The organism is Shewanella colwelliana ATCC 39565 (assembly GCF_000518705.1).
GTDB lineage: Bacteria > Pseudomonadota > Gammaproteobacteria > Enterobacterales > Shewanellaceae > Shewanella > Shewanella colwelliana.
Map to the genome: position 1 here is coordinate 1 of NZ_JAEC01000035.1, position 15,117 is coordinate 15,117.

11 protein-coding genes are annotated in these 15,117 nt (G+C 47.3%); 7 read left to right on the top strand and 4 right to left on the bottom strand.

What is annotated here, in order from left to right; genetic code table 11:
* Window positions 1–162: 162 nt before the first annotated feature.
* Window positions 163–1,686 (bottom strand): YifB family Mg chelatase-like AAA ATPase, encoded by a 1,524-nt coding sequence (locus tag L876_RS0114240; protein ID WP_028764425.1) that lies wholly within the window; start codon window positions 1,684–1,686, stop codon window positions 163–165.
* A 422-nt stretch (window positions 1,687–2,108) separates the two neighbouring features.
* Between L876_RS0114240 and paeA the strand changes: the two genes are divergently transcribed.
* Complete coding sequence (paeA, locus tag L876_RS0114245; RefSeq protein WP_028764426.1) at window positions 2,109–3,443, top strand: polyamine export protein PaeA; 1,335 nt, start codon at window positions 2,109–2,111, stop codon at window positions 3,441–3,443.
* Between the two features lie 61 nt (window positions 3,444–3,504).
* Here paeA and L876_RS0114250 read toward each other — a convergent pair whose 3' ends face one another.
* From L876_RS0114250 to ilvY, 3 genes are all read right to left on the bottom strand, one after another.
* Complete coding sequence (locus L876_RS0114250; RefSeq protein WP_028764427.1) at window positions 3,505–4,329, bottom strand: GGDEF domain-containing protein; 825 nt, start codon at window positions 4,327–4,329, stop codon at window positions 3,505–3,507.
* A gap of 247 nt (window positions 4,330–4,576) precedes the next feature.
* Window positions 4,577–5,392, bottom strand: a complete 816-nt coding sequence (locus L876_RS0114255; protein ID WP_028764428.1) for a substrate-binding periplasmic protein — start codon at window positions 5,390–5,392, stop codon at window positions 4,577–4,579.
* Between the two features lie 66 nt (window positions 5,393–5,458).
* A complete protein-coding gene (ilvY, locus tag L876_RS0114260) occupies window positions 5,459–6,340 on the bottom strand; it encodes an HTH-type transcriptional activator IlvY (protein ID WP_028764429.1) in 882 nt (293 codons plus the stop codon).
* Window positions 6,341–6,508: 168 nt separating this feature from the next.
* Here ilvY and ilvC point away from each other — a divergent pair, with 168 nt between their 5' ends.
* The 6 genes from ilvC (at window position 6,509) to ilvA (ending at window position 14,927) form a co-directional block, all read left to right on the top strand.
* Entirely contained in the window at window positions 6,509–7,990 is a 1,482-nt protein-coding gene (gene ilvC / locus L876_RS0114265) for a ketol-acid reductoisomerase (RefSeq protein ID WP_028764430.1), read from the top strand.
* Window positions 7,991–8,505: 515 nt separating this feature from the next.
* Window positions 8,506–10,179: an acetolactate synthase 2 catalytic subunit gene (gene ilvG / locus L876_RS0114270; protein ID WP_028764431.1), complete on the top strand. Its 1,674-nt coding sequence runs from the start codon at window positions 8,506–8,508 to the stop codon at window positions 10,177–10,179.
* Window positions 10,176–10,433, top strand: coding sequence for an acetolactate synthase 2 small subunit (gene ilvM / locus L876_RS0114275; RefSeq protein ID WP_028764432.1), 258 nt, complete (start codon window positions 10,176–10,178; stop codon window positions 10,431–10,433). The genes ilvG and ilvM overlap by 4 nt, the downstream gene beginning before the upstream one ends.
* A 25-nt stretch (window positions 10,434–10,458) precedes the next feature.
* A complete protein-coding gene (locus tag L876_RS0114280) occupies window positions 10,459–11,382 on the top strand; it encodes a branched-chain amino acid transaminase (RefSeq protein ID WP_028764433.1) in 924 nt (307 codons plus the stop codon).
* 142 nt (window positions 11,383–11,524) lie between these two features.
* Window positions 11,525–13,375: a dihydroxy-acid dehydratase gene (ilvD, locus tag L876_RS0114285; protein ID WP_028764434.1), complete on the top strand. Its 1,851-nt coding sequence runs from the start codon at window positions 11,525–11,527 to the stop codon at window positions 13,373–13,375.
* A gap of 1 nt (window position 13,376) precedes the next feature.
* The gene (ilvA, locus tag L876_RS0114290) at window positions 13,377–14,927 is read left to right on the top strand and encodes a threonine ammonia-lyase, biosynthetic (protein ID WP_028764435.1); all 1,551 of its coding nucleotides are present in this window, start codon (window positions 13,377–13,379) and stop codon (window positions 14,925–14,927) included.
* Window positions 14,928–15,117 lie beyond the last annotated feature (190 nt).

Here is a 15,117-nt window from a genome sequence, read left to right on the forward strand (position 1 = left end):
TCGATGATATCCTAACAGTTACTCGCCCTAGCGCTTGAGCTCAATGATCACGTGCTAACCTCTGTGCCGATATGGCCAAAAACCATAAAAAATATCGATGATATCCTAGCAGTTACTCGCCTGCGAGGTTGATGCTACAGATCCAAAATCCTGAACCCAGATTTAATAACTATTCTGCAGACTATGTAGTAGACGATCCATTGCCCTGTAACCTAAAGCTTGTGCAATGTGACTACGTTCAACCATAGGAGACTCGGCCAAATCGGCAATGGTGCGCGCCACACGCTGTAACCGATGGTAACTGCGTACAGACAGGCCAAGTTTATTGACGCTTTGCTCTAAGAACTCCAGATCAGTTTGCGAAAAACCACCAGTCGCTGCGAGTTGTTTACCCGTTAACTCAGCGTTTAGGACGCCTGCTCGGGTAAGTTGACGCTCTCTTGCTGCCTTTACTCTGCCGGCAACTTGTTGGCTAGTTTCTGTGGGCTGATGTTGCTGCGTCAAGGTGCCTTCGGGCAGCCGAGGAACATCAATCGTGAGATCGAAGCGGTCAATAAAGGGTCCAGAAAGCCGTGATAGATAACGTTGAATTTGATCTTGGGATGCCCGAGCATTCGCGGTATCACCACAAGGACTGGGGTTCATTGCGGCAACCAGTTGAAAACGGCTGGAGAAGGTCAGTTTAGCGGCGGCTCTAGATATAATCACCTCTCCCGTTTCCATCGGCTCTCGCAAACAATCAAGCACTTTGCGAGGGAATTCAGCGACCTCGTCGAGAAATAGCACTCCACGATGCGCCAGTGAGATCTCGCCGGGCTTAGGGTGACTACCTCCGCCGACAAGGGAGATAGCTGAGCTGGTGTGATGAGGGCTGCGAAAGGGCCGCTGGTAAAATTGATTGGTAGGAATGGTCTGCCCTGCCACTGAATGAATTGTGGCGACCTCTAATGCCTCGTCATAGTCTAGTGGTGGCAGCAGTTGCACAATACGGCTGGCAAGCATGGTTTTCCCTGTGCCTGGTGGGCCTAGAAAAAGTAGATTATGGTTCCCAGCAGCGGCGATTTCGAGTGCGCGTTTAGCCTGATATTGACCGATAACATCGCTGAGGCATTTCTGTTGCGAAGTTGCCTCTTCGGCTACCCATTGCAGCCCCGTAGCGATGCTAGGGAGTGATTGCTGCCCATGAAGGTATTCACTCAATGCTTGTAGGTGGCTAGCGAAAAAAGTCTTTTGGTAGCCCACTAAGTCGGCATCACAGCGGTTATCGAGCGGAATCACCACGATTTTTTGCTGCTTGCGCGCATCAACGATAACCGGCAGTAGTCCATGGCAGTGACGTATGTGGCCTGATAATGCCAGCTCACCCACAAATTCATGATCTTTTAGTGCTTGTGCGGGGATCTGTTTAGAGGCGGCTAAGATACCTATAGCGATGGGAAGATCGTACCGTCCTCCCTGTTTTGGCAGATCGGCTGGCGCTAAATTTACAGTAATACGTCGTTGAGGAAATTCAAATCCGGCGTTAATGAGTGCGCTGCGTACTCGCTCTTTAGCTTCTTTGACGGAGGTTTCTGGCAGGCCGACTAAATTGAACGCGGGTAGTCCGTTACTGAGGTGCACTTCAACGGTGACTTCAGGGGCATCGACACCAAGGCTGGCTCGGGTGGTCACACAGGCTATTGCCATAAACAAATCCTTTTGTTTTGTTGGTTGAGATTATCGTGTGGCGAGGCAGTAATACTAGTAAGTGTAGCAGGCATTTGCTGGTGTGAATTTATTCTCAATCGCAGTGCTTACTATTTGTAGACTGTGGTGTAGTGCGCAATATTTGCCCAATTTAGTGAATTTATATTGCCTAATTTTAGGTTTCTGATATACAGACCACACTTATCTGCATCCACTCAATACTAAGTGCTTTATTACTCCTCTTCAGGCGTTGTTACTGCATCAACCACCGCTATTTAGACGGGGGAAGATAAAGAGATCCTGTTACTAGTTTGAGTAGCCTAGAGCACTTTTCTCGTTGGGTTTGCAGTGGTTGCGCGAAGCGGTATGTCTGCCATGCCGCTCGTAGGTTAATGTCGCTGTAAAATTTTTTAGGTAAATAAATGAGTCTCTTTGATAACACCATGATTATCTTGTTGTTGATTGCCACCAGTTGCTTTTTCTCCATGTCAGAAATTGCGTTAGCGGCTGCACGAAAAATTCGGTTGCGTGCCATGGCTGATGAGGGAGATATGAGGGCGGAAAAAGTGTTGCAGCTACAAGCACACCCGGGCAGCTTTTTTACTGTGGTACAGATTGGGCTTAATGCTGTGGCCATTATGGGGGGGATTGTGGGTGAGTCGGCATTCACTCCCTATTTTTATATGTTGCTGTCCAATTGGGTTGTCGATCCTTGGTTGAGTCAAATGAGTTTCGTGTTGTCTTTTGTTTTGGTAACCAGCCTCTTTATTTTAATTGCAGATTTAATGCCTAAGCGTGTGGCGATGGCGATGCCTGAGTTGGTGGCAGTCACACTGGTAAGCCCAATGATGGTGTGTATTCGTATACTAACACCGCTGGTCTGGGTGTTTAATGGCTTAGCGTCTGGAATTTTTAGGTTGTTACAGATCCAAACGGCACGCAATGATCAGGTGACCTCTGATGACATCTATGCGGTGATGGATGCAGGGGCTGAAGCGGGCGTATTAGATAAAGATGAGCAGAAGATGATGGAAAACGTGTTTGAGATGCAAACCGTGCCAGTGACTTCAGCGATGACAGCCCGTGAGAGTCTCATTTACTTTTTACTGCAAGACAGTGAAGAGGAGATCAAGCGAAAAATATCAGATGAACCTCATACTAAGTTTTTAGTGTGTGATGGTCAGCTTGATACGATAAAGGGGGTTGTGGATGCTAAAGAGCTACTTATTAGGGTAATCAATGGTCAGAGTATCTGCTTAAGTGACAGTTCGCTACTGCATAGCTGTCCAATTATTCCCGATACATTAACCTTATCTGAAAGTATGGAGTATTTTAAAAATACGCGTGCCGACTTTGCTGTGGTGATGAACGAATATGCTTTAGTGGTCGGCATTGTGACCACCAATGATTTACAAAGTGCGGTAATGGGAGCATGGTCACTCCATGAGAGCGAAGAGCAGATCATCGCCAGAGATAAGCACTCTTGGTTGGTGGATGGGGTTACTCCCATTACTGATGTAATGCGTACTTTCGGCATAGAGTCGTTTCCTCAAAGTCAAAATTACGAAACCATTGCTGGATTTATCATGTATATGCTGAGAAAAATTCCACGTCGTACTGATTTTGTTAATTATGCTGGATTTAAGTTTGAAGTGGTTGATATTGACGCTTATAAAGTCGATCAGTTACTTGTTACGCGTATTACAGAAGGAGATAAGGCGTTACTGCTTGATGAGCCTAGTCAGCTGGTTAGTTGAGTGATGCATGTAGATAGATGATGATATTTTCGTCTCAACGCTCATCGTTGGCTGAAAGTGTTTACGATTGGGGGAAGTCGTTAATGTCGTCATTCGTGGAGTAGGTTTCGTAGGTGTTACCACTTCGCTTAGCTTTGTACATGGCAATGTCGGCATTTTTCATTAAGGTTTTTCTGTCTTCGCCATCTTGTGGGTAGCATGCAATGCCTATACTGATCCCAACAGCTAGACGATGGCCTTCGCATAAAATATCTTGCATGATGTGCTGCTGAATACTTTGTGCTAATTGTTTGGCTTGATCAATACAAGACGATGGTAGTACAACTGCAAATTCATCACCACCTAGCCTGACGGCTAGAGCTTGCATTGGCATCATGGTCTGGATTCGGTGAGCGATTATCTGTAATACTTTGTCGCCAGCGTCGTGACCTAAGTTATCGTTGATCATTTTAAAGTCATTAAGATCCATCATTAAAAAACAAAAATGCGTGTTCTCGTTTTGACTTAGCTCGTCTATTTTCTCATACAGTTGATGTCGATTGGCGAGATCGGTGAGTGGATCGTGGTAGGCTTGATAGTGCTTTTCGGCCAAGGTGTTTTGCAGGGTTAAAATGGTTTCTTGACTCATTTTGACGACTAGCCAAACAAACCCGCCCCCTGCTGAAAATACCGCAGCAACAACCATCTCCAGCGATGCCGTGTTTCTATGCATCAGCATCCATAAAAAACCCACGTAGCCTAAAATAAACATGCCAATCATTGCTAACAGGAGGTGCCAACCACGGTGTCCTGCCTGTTTTTGGTGGCAGATTTGATAAGTCGGAATTAGCGAGCCCAGTAGCCCCATTAAACCGATTAACACAATGAATACGGCAACGGCTGTCATGCGTGCATTAGCTCCTCTTCAGTGTCGAGACGGTATGAAACTTTGTAAATTGAATTTAAGTATAGGCCAAGTTTTGTAACTGTTTATTTAATACAGGCTTTAACCTAAATGTTGGCAGAATAAGCGAGGTCGGAGTGGTAGTAAGTTTGTGATCGTTGCACGATTTTAGCGCACCTAAGGTAATAGTCATGTGGAGGCTGTTCTTTCATTTATTGTCTAAATGCTCTTCTTTGTTAGGCGATGGCTATTAGGGAGACGGTTTGATTTTATCTAACTGATCCAGTTGGTATTCAAGCATACGTTGCAGCTCACCATCGGCTCGCAGTGAAGCGACTTTGCTGTCAAATAGCGCTTTTATCTGGTGCTTGTATTTTGATTGATGCGAAATCAGCATATGAAAAGGCTCCGCTTGCGTCCCTGGTACTCTAATCCCTCTAAGGAGTTTGGACAGCTCATATTCGCTATTGATTGCCAGAGTGCCACTAAGGGTTTCCTTGCGGGCGAGAAAAAACTGACATCGTCCGCGCTGTAACATTTCTGGCAAATGGGCGAGATCGCGAATTTCATATATTGTTTCATTTTTAGTGATGCCAAAATTTTGGTAATTGAACCCTTTTATCCCACAGATGGTACCGTATTGCCTTAGGTCGCTGAGGTTGTGTACTCGCACTCCATCTGGAAAGCTGAACTTAAGGAAAAAGTAACTTGGCGTTAAATGGTAGTAGGCGGCTGAAGACAGAAAGTCTCTACTTCGTTCTGGGTTGAGCGAAGCACTCATTGCCGCATCAATGGTGCCTTCTTTGACATCTTTTAAGCAGCGACGCCAGGGTAAGGCGATAACCTGATGCTTAAAGTCGCTTACGGAAAAAACACGATTGAGGAGATCGATATCATAACCAGTGCTGGTCCCCTTTTTGCCATTTTCTCTTTGAAAATAGTTAAATGGTGGAAACTCGGTATCTTCAACGCAAAAGGTGATCGTTTGCTCGGTGGCTTGAGCCACAGGCAATAGGGAGAATAATAAACAACAGATAATCACGATTAACCATCGCAAGTGGCTCATATTGAGAAAGTCCAATTAAGTCTATGCAATGAGTATAGCAGAGCAAATTTCTTATTAAGTTTATCGCTATATTGGTGTTACCTCTTTGAGGAAAGCTGCCAAAACGGGTTCATCTGAGCGACTTTTTTTACTACAACATCCGAGTTCAAATGGTGCAATGGCGACTGGAGAGGGGAGTTGTTGGATCCTGTCTTTAACCGGACTATTTTGAATGACTATCTCAGGAGTAATACTTACGCCACAGCCTAGAGCCACCATAGAGGCTATCGCCTCTTGGCCAGAGACTTGGGCATAAACGTTGGCATTCAGTCCTAACTGTTTAAACCAATTGTCGATGCGTCGACGTCCGGGGCCGTGCTCAGGAATGATAAAGGGTAATCTGTCCCAGGGGATGTATGATTCGGTGAGTAATTGTTGTACGGCACATTTAAAGGTCGGAGCGATAATCACCAGTGGCACATCATCGATTTTTATAAAGTGCAGTGATTCAGGAAGGGTTTCTGGCAGTGCTGCGATGCTGATGTCGGCGCGATTTTGGCGCACCATATCGACCGCATTGGCGGCATCTCCAGTGGTTAGGGCTATCTCAACCAAAGGATGTTCGTTACGGAATCGGTCGAGTAACGCAGGTAAATGGCTATAGGCTGCGGTGACAGAGCAGTATAAATTGAGTCGGCCGCGTAGCAGATCTTGCTTGGGGTCGAGACGGTGTTTTAGTTTGCCCCAGTGGTCCAGTGTTTGTTCGGCGAAGTGGCGATATTCAATCCCCGCGCTCGTCAACGCCACGCTGCGATTGTCACGTTCAAATAACTTTGCACCGACTTCGTCTTCTAATCTTTGCATCGTGCGGCTCAGTGTCGACGGACTGACATGCATCTGCTGCGCAGTTTTAGCAAAGTGCAGGCTATTTGAAAGATGCAAATAGAGTTTTATTGTACGAATATCCATCAAAGCCGCCTATGTTACTAAATAACCTGTGTTGCAAAATATGCAATGTGATGTTTCGAATATATCATTTTAAGCAACGCTAGTCATCGGCTATAGTGATCTCAATCACGGCTTAGCCAAGGCGGTTAAGCAAGTTTTTTACGTCCTCATTCAAAGGTGGAACATCCGATGGCTAATTACTTTAACTCTCTGAATTTGCGTCAACAATTAGATCAGCTAGCGCAATGTCGCTTTATGGATCGCAGTGAATTTAGCCAAGGTTGTGACTACATCAAAGGCTGGAATATCGTTATTTTAGGTTGTGGTGCTCAAGGGCTTAACCAAGGTTTAAATATGCGTGATTCTGGTCTCAATATCTCTTTTGCACTGCGTCCACAGGCGATTGCAGAGAAGCGTGCTTCATATCAAAAAGCTACAGGCAACGGTTTCCGTGTCGGTACCTTTGAAGAGCTAATCCCTGATGCAGACTTAGTGTTAAACCTGACACCAGACAAGCAGCATACCGATGCGGTAAATAGCGTCATGCCTTTGATGAAAGAGGGGGCTGTATTGTCTTACTCTCACGGTTTCAATATCGTCGAAGAGGGAATGCAAGTTCGTCCCGATATTACCGTTATCATGGTGGCGCCTAAGTGTCCTGGCACTGAAGTACGTGAAGAGTATAAGCGTGGTTTCGGTGTGCCAACATTGATTGCCGTTCACCCTGAAAATGATCCAAAGGGTGATGGTTTCGAAGTCGCTAAAGCCTATGCGAGTGCTACAGGCGGTGACCGTGCAGGGGTATTGCACTCATCATTTATCGCCGAAGTGAAATCAGATCTGATGGGTGAGCAAACTATCCTTTGCGGCATGCTGCAAACCGGAGCCATCCTTGGTTATGAAAAGATGGTTGCTGACGGTATTGAGCCAGGTTATGCCGCTAAGTTGATTCAACAGGGTTGGGAAACGACCACAGAAGCACTTAAGCATGGTGGCATCACCCATATGATGGATCGTCTATCAAATCCTGCCAAGATCAAAGCGTTTGAAATGGCTGAAGAGCTTAAAGGTATCCTTGCACCGTTATTTGAGAAGCACATGGATGACATCATCAGCGGTGAGTTCTCTAAGACGATGATGCAAGATTGGGCTAATGATGACGCAAACCTGCTTAAGTGGCGCAGTGAGACCAATGAAACTGGTTTTGAAAATGCACCGCAGTGTGATGAAACGATTGATGAGCAAGCCTATTTTGACAAAGGTATCTTCCTAGTTGCCATGATTAAGGCGGGCGTAGAGCTGGCGTTCGATACCATGGTATCAGCAGGCATCGTTGAAGAGTCAGCATACTATGAGTCTCTGCATGAAACGCCTCTTATCGCTAACACGATTGCGCGTAAGCGTTTGTATGAGATGAACGTAGTGATCTCTGACACTGCCGAATATGGTTGCTACTTATTCAACCACGCAGCGGTACCTATGCTACGTGATTACGTTAATAACATGTCATCAGAGTACTTAGGTGGTGGACTACAAGACACTGGCAATGGTGTTGATAATCTACGCCTAATCGAAGTGAACGATGCGATTCGTCACACGTCAGTTGAGTATATTGGTGCCGAGCTTCGTGGTTACATGACTGAGATGAAGCGCATTGTCGAAGAAGCGTAAAATATAATGTCCATGGACTAAGCCCAGCATAACCCTGTGGGCTTAGTGCCATAGAAACAAAGCTATGTGTCGCCGAGGATGATTGGACATAGAGAATAATTTGGTCAAATGAGTAGCAAGGTTATCAAAGCAAGCGTCGCTTCATGGTAGATTTTTGTTGAAGAGATTAACTGTTTCGAGAGATAGCCGCAGGTTTTGGTTGTGTTATTCGCAGGCTTTGTGGTATTGATTAAAAGGTCTACAGAAATTGATTCTCGTAGACACCGAATTTAAGCAAACACACTGATTAGGAATTTCCAATACACCATGTTTAACCAAGCTGCCCTACTCATTATTGAGATTATTACCGTCGTGATTATTAGATCACAGCGGGGGCATCGCATGGCGCATCGAAAAACCTAATTAGGTTAAGATTGCAACAAGAACCCCCGCTCCGAAAGGACCGGGGGTTTTTTGTTTTTAGCGGTTTGAACTGAACGCTTAACCCCGAAACAATGAAATGCAGGAAGTCACGAATGGAACAAGGGCAGAAGATTAGAGGCGCAGACGCCGTTATCAAAGTACTCGCCGCACACGGTGTCACTACCGTTTTTGGTTATCCGGGTGGCGCGATTATGCCCATCTACGATGCACTCTACGGCGCACCCGTTGAGCACCTGTTGAGTCGTCACGAACAAGGGGCTGCATTCGCGGCGGTTGGTTATGCTAGGGCGAGTGGTAAAACTGGTGTTTGTTTCGCGACCTCGGGCCCTGGGGCGACCAACCTAGTCACCTCGCTTGCCGATGCCCTACTCGACTCCGTGCCCTTAGTTGCCATTACTGGGCAAGTTTCCACTGCCGTTATCGGTACCGATGCGTTTCAAGAGATCGATGTGTTGGGCATGTCACTGTCGTGCACTAAGCACAGCTTTATGGTGACCGATGTCAATGAGCTTATTCCAACCCTGTATCGTGCCTTTGAGATCGCGGCCTCGGGTCGCCCAGGCCCGGTGCTGGTGGATATACCTAAAGATATTCAGATTGCGCTGCTCGATTACAAGACGCCGCTATTGGCGATTAGCCCCGAGCCTCAAGCATCTGAGCAACAAATCGAGGCTGCCAAAGTGTTGTTGAGTGAAGCCAAAAAGCCAATGCTCTATGTGGGCGGCGGTGTTGGGATGGCTGGTGCAGTTGATCAACTACGTGGCTTTATCGATGTTACTGGCGTGCCATCGGTCGCGACACTCAAAGGGTTGGGGAGTATCCCTCACGACGACGCTGGTTACTTGGGAATGCTTGGCATGCACGGCGGTAAAGCTGCCAACATTGCCGTGCAAGAGTGTGATTTATTGATTGTGGTTGGCGCACGTTTTGATGACCGAGTGACGGGACGTTTAGCCACATTTGCTGAACATGCCAAGGTTCTTCATCTTGATATCGATGTGGCGGAGTTGGGTAAATTACGTCGTCCTGATGTAGCGATTGCTGGCGACCTGCGTCAGATCTTACCGGCGATTGCACAGTCGCTTGAGATTGCCCCTTGGCAGGCAGAAGTTGCTAGTCTTAAAGCCAACCACCAATGGAACTATGAGCGTCCTGGTGAGCTAATTTTCGCCCCTAAGATGCTTAACCGTTTGGCGAATAAACTCCCTGAAGACAGTGTTATCGCTTGTGATGTGGGTCAGCACCAGATGTGGGTAGCGCAACATATGTGGTTTAGGCGTCCAGAAGATCACTTGTCTAGTGCAGGCTTGGGCACCATGGGGTTTGGTTTACCGGCCGCGATTGGCGCTAAAGTCGCCCGTCCTGACGCCTGTGTAGTCGCGGTGTCAGGTGATGGCTCATTTATGATGAATGTCCAAGAGTTAACCACTATCAAACGTCGCCAAATACCGTTAAAAATCTTGCTTATTGATAACCAGAAACTGGGCATGGTTAAGCAGTGGCAGCAACTGTTTTTCGAAGAGCGATTTAGTGAAACCGACCTGTCAGGTAACCCTGATTTTGTCACCATGGCATCGGCGTTCGATATCCCTGGTCGCACGATTACTCAAGGCGATGAAGTTGAGCAAGCATTAGATGAGATGTTAAATGCAACAGGGCCATTTTTACTGCATGTGAGAATTGATGATGCTCATAACGTGTGGCCACTGGTACCGCCCGGTGCTTGCAACCGAGACATGATGGATGAGATGGAGAAGCAGACATGATCTATAACTTAGCCCTAACCCTAGTACAGCAACCCGAGGTATTGGAACGGGTACTGCGAGTGACTCGCCATCGTGGTTTTAAGATCACTGAACTCGGTATGCAGCTTGACGCCAACGGTGACACAAAGTTGGATATGGTGGTTGAGAGTGAGCGCGCATTAGAGCAGCTTAGTCACCAGCTCAATAAACTAATCGATGTAACAGAATGCAAAGTCGTATCGACTAAGCAGCTAACCCAAACCGCAAACGCATAAATGCTTAGAAGATAGGTGACAAATTATGGCCGCGAAAACTGCAGAATTTATTTGGTTCAATGGTGAAATCATGCCTTGGGGTGACGCCAAGGTGCACGTGATGTCTCATGCGCTGCACTATGGGACATCAGTGTTTGAAGGTATTAGAGTCTATGATACTCATCTAGGACCTGCGGGTTTCAGGCTCACTGAGCATGTACAACGCCTGTATGATTCGGCCAAAATTTACCGCATGCCTATCCCTTACTGTTTTGATGACACCATGCAAGCGTGTCGTGATGCAGTATTGAGTAATAAGCTTAACAGTGCCTATATTCGTCCATTGGCTTTTTACGGCGATGTGGGCATGGGGATCACCCCACCTAAAGATGCACAATGCGACCTACTGGTGGCGGCATTTCCATGGGGAGCCTATTTAGGTGAAGAAAGCATGGAGCGAGGTGTTGATGTGGCGGTAACGTCATGGAATCGCCTAGCGCCGAACACCATCCCAACGGGTGCGAAAGCAGGTGGTAACTACCTATCTTCATTGCAAATTTCGACCGAAGCAAAACGTAATGGTTTCGATGAAGGGATAGCGTTAGACGTTAACGGATTGGTCAGTGAAGCTGCTGGTGCTAACCTGTTTGTCATCAAGAAAAATAAACTTTATACCCCGCCAGCCACAGCGGCTATTTTAATGGGGATCACCCGCGATACCATCATTACGCTTGCCAGAGATAGCGGCTATGAGGTGGTTGAAGAGGCGATGTCACGTGAGTTTTTATACTTAGCCGATGAGATATTTATGACAGGCACCGCTGCTGAGCTAGTACCAGTTCGTAGTGTCGATCGCATCGAAGTGGGCGCAGGCAAGCGTGGCCCAATTACCAAGGCTATTCAGCAACGTTTCTTCGGCCTGTTTAATGGTGAGACCGAAGATAAATGGGGTTGGTTAGAACCGCTATAAATCTGCGTGGATTTATCCCTCGTTTGATAGATATTTAAGATAAGATGACTCAAAGCCTGATAACTCCTTAGGGGTTATTGAGGACTCAAATTTCAAAGCTAGGCGATCTGATGTCGCCTAACGATAAAAAGGAAGCAGTATCATGGCAAAATTACGTTCAGCTACCAGTACCGAAGGTCGCAATATGGCTGGTGCTCGTGCACTTTGGCGAGCAACAGGTGTAAAAGATAACGATTTTGGTAAGCCGATTATTGCCATTGCTAACTCCTTTACCCAATTTGTACCAGGTCATGTGCACCTGAAAGATATGGGGTCGTTAGTGGCGGGTGCGATTGAAGAAGCGGGCGGTATTGCAAAAGAGTTTAATACGATTGCCGTTGATGATGGTATCGCCATGGGGCACGGCGGCATGCTCTATAGCTTGCCGTCACGTGAGTTGATCGCCGATAGCGTAGAGTACATGGTTAATGCCCACTGCGCCGATGCGTTAGTGTGTATCTCTAACTGCGATAAAATCACCCCTGGTATGTTGATGGCGGCGTTGCGTCTCAATATTCCTGTAGTGTTTGTATCGGGCGGGCCGATGGAAGCGGGTAAGACTAAGCTATCAGATAAGATTATTAAGCTGGACTTGGTTGATGCCATGGTTGCCGCTGCTGATGACCGTATCTCTGATGAAGACAGCGAAAAAATTGAGCGTAGTGCATGTCCAACTTGTGGTTCATGTTCGGGGATGTTTACTGCTAACTCGATGAACTGCTTAACCGAAGCCCTAGGGTTGTCGCTGCCGGGTAACGGATCTATGTTGGCAACTCATGCCGATCGCCGAGAGCTGTTTTTAGAGGCGGGTCGCCGAGTGATGGATCTTGCCACACGTTACTACAAGCATGATGATGAGTCTGCATTGCCGCGTAACATAGCTAATTTTAAGGCGTTTGAGAATGCCATGGCATTGGATATCGCCATGGGTGGTTCATCGAATACCGTATTGCATCTACTGGCCGCAGCCCAAGAGGGCGACGTCGATTTCACTATGGCTGATATCGATCGCATGTCACGTCAAGTCCCCCATTTATGTAAAGTTGCGCCATCTACGCCTAAATATCACATGGAGGACGTGCATCGCGCTGGCGGTGTCATGGGTATTTTAGGTGAGCTTGACCGCGCGGGTTTATTGCATACCGATGTGAGCCATGTCGCAGGTGACAATCTTAAAGCGGTATTGGCTAAATATGATATTGCCCAAAGCAGTGACGAGGCGGTGCACAAGTTTTTCTCAGCAGGGCCTGCAGGCATTCCAACCACTAAAGCCTTTAGTCAGGCCTGTCGCTGGCCAAGTGTCGATGTCGACCGTAAAGAGGGCTGTATTCGTACTCGTGAGTTTGCCTTTAGCCAAGAGGGCGGGCTAGCCGTGTTGTCGGGCAACATTGCTCTAGATGGTTGCATCGTCAAAACCGCTGGCGTAGATGAAGCCAACCATACCTTTATGGGCAGTGCTAGAGTCTATGAAAGCCAAGATGACGCCGTTGCAGGCATCTTAGGCGGCGAAGTCGTTGCGGGCGATGTGGTAGTGATTCGCTATGAAGGCCCTAAAGGTGGCCCAGGCATGCAAGAGATGCTTTATCCAACGAGCTATTTGAAGTCAAAGGGGTTAGGCGCAGCGTGTGCATTAATTACCGATGGACGATTTTCTGGCGGTACGTCGGGGCTTTCTATTGGTCATGTCTCGCCAGAGGCCGCAGCAGGCGGCACTATTGGTTTAGTTGAAACCGGGGACCGAATCGAAATCGATATTCCTGCACGTTCAATTAAGCTTGCTGTAAGTGAGATAGAGCTAGCCAGCCGCCGCGCAGAGATGGAAGGGCGTGGTAAGCAGGCCTGGAAGCCGAAAAGTCGACAGCGCGCGGTATCGCTTGCGCTTAAAGCCTACGCGATGCTTGCGACCAGTGCCGATAAAGGCGCTGTGCGAGATGTTAGTAAGCTGGAGGATTAATATGTTGGCATTAGCCTCACAATCTCAGTTAGATCTGGCGCACTATTATCTGCAGAAGATATTGCTATCTTCTGTCTATGATGTGGCCAAGGTTACCCCACTGTCTAGCTTAAATAAGTTGTCCGCGCGCTTGGGGTGTCAGGTGTTTCTAAAGCGTGAAGATATGCAACCTGTGCACTCATTTAAGCTACGCGGCGCCTATAACCGAATTGCGGAGCTCAGCACCGAAGAGTGTGAACGCGGTGTGGTGTGTGCGTCAGCGGGTAATCATGCTCAAGGTGTGGCGATGTCAGCATCGGCGCGCGGTATCAGTGCAGTGATTGTGATGCCAGAAACTACACCCGACATTAAAGTCGATGCGGTGCGTAGGCTAGGCGGCAATGTACTCTTGCATGGTCAATCCTTTGATATGGCTAACGAGCATGCCCAGCAATTGGCCAAGACAGAGGGGCGTGTGTACGTCGCGCCGTTTGATGATGAGGCAGTGATTGCAGGGCAAGGTACGGTAGCGCAAGAGATGTTACAGCAGCAGCGTGATCTCGAAGTGGTCTTTGTGCCTGTTGGTGGTGGTGGCTTGATTGCAGGCATTGCAGCCTATTACAAAGCAGTGATGCCACAGGTCAAAATTATCGGTGTAGAGCCGGAAGATTCAGCTTGTCTTAAGGCCGCGCTGGCGGCCGATGAGCGGGTAGTATTGCCGCAAGTTGGGCTCTTTGCCGATGGTGTTGCCGTAAAGCAGATTGGCGCAGAGCCCTTTAGGTTGGCTCGCGAATATGTTGATGATGTGGTGACCGTCACCTCTGACGAAATTTGCGCTGCAGTGAAAGATATTTTTGAAGACACCCGGGCCATTGCCGAACCTGCGGGAGCGTTATCACTGGCCGGTTTAAAGAAGTATATTGGTGATTCAGGTAAAGGGCAGAAGGTGGCAGCCATCTTGAGCGGGGCTAACGTCAACTTCCACAGCTTACGTTATGTGTCGGAACGTTGTGAATTGGGCGAGCAAAAAGAAGCGATTTTGGCAGTTAAAGTCCCTGAGCGTCCAGGTATCTTTTTACGCTTTTGCGAGCTCTTAGAGAAGCGCGCTATGACCGAGTTTAACTATCGCTTCTCTAGTCGCGATAAAGCGGTGGTGTTTGCGGGTATTCGTTTATCTAATGGTCAGGTTGAACTTGATGAGATCATCGCTAACTTAGAAAATGATGGCTTTGAAGTGCAAGATCTCTCCCATGATGAAACTGCCAAATTGCATGTGCGTTATATGGTGGGAGGTCATCCGCCAGAGGCGCTTGAGGAACGTTTGTTTAGTTTTGAGTTTCCCGAGCATCCCGGGGCCTTGTTTAAGTTTTTAACCACGTTACAGAGCAAATGGAATATCAGTCTATTCCATTATCGTAATCATGGTGCCGCCTATGGTCGGGTATTGGCTGGATTTGAGGTACCTGAAAGTGACAGTATCGCCTTTCAGCAGTTTTTAACAGAACTCGGCTTTGTCTATCAGGAAGAGACTCAAAGTCCTGCTTATAAACTGTTTTTGGATAACCGCGATTAATGGCTATTTTTATGGCCGGCGGCTACAAATTTTAACGGTTAAAGGGGCGCAGTAGCGCCTTTTTTTATGTTATCTTGCAATGCACTAAGACCAATAAGATGCCAATCATGGCACTACAATAACTGTTAATACGTAGGGAGATAACCTAACGCCTGAGCGGACGTTATCTGATAACACGACAGTTAGCCTT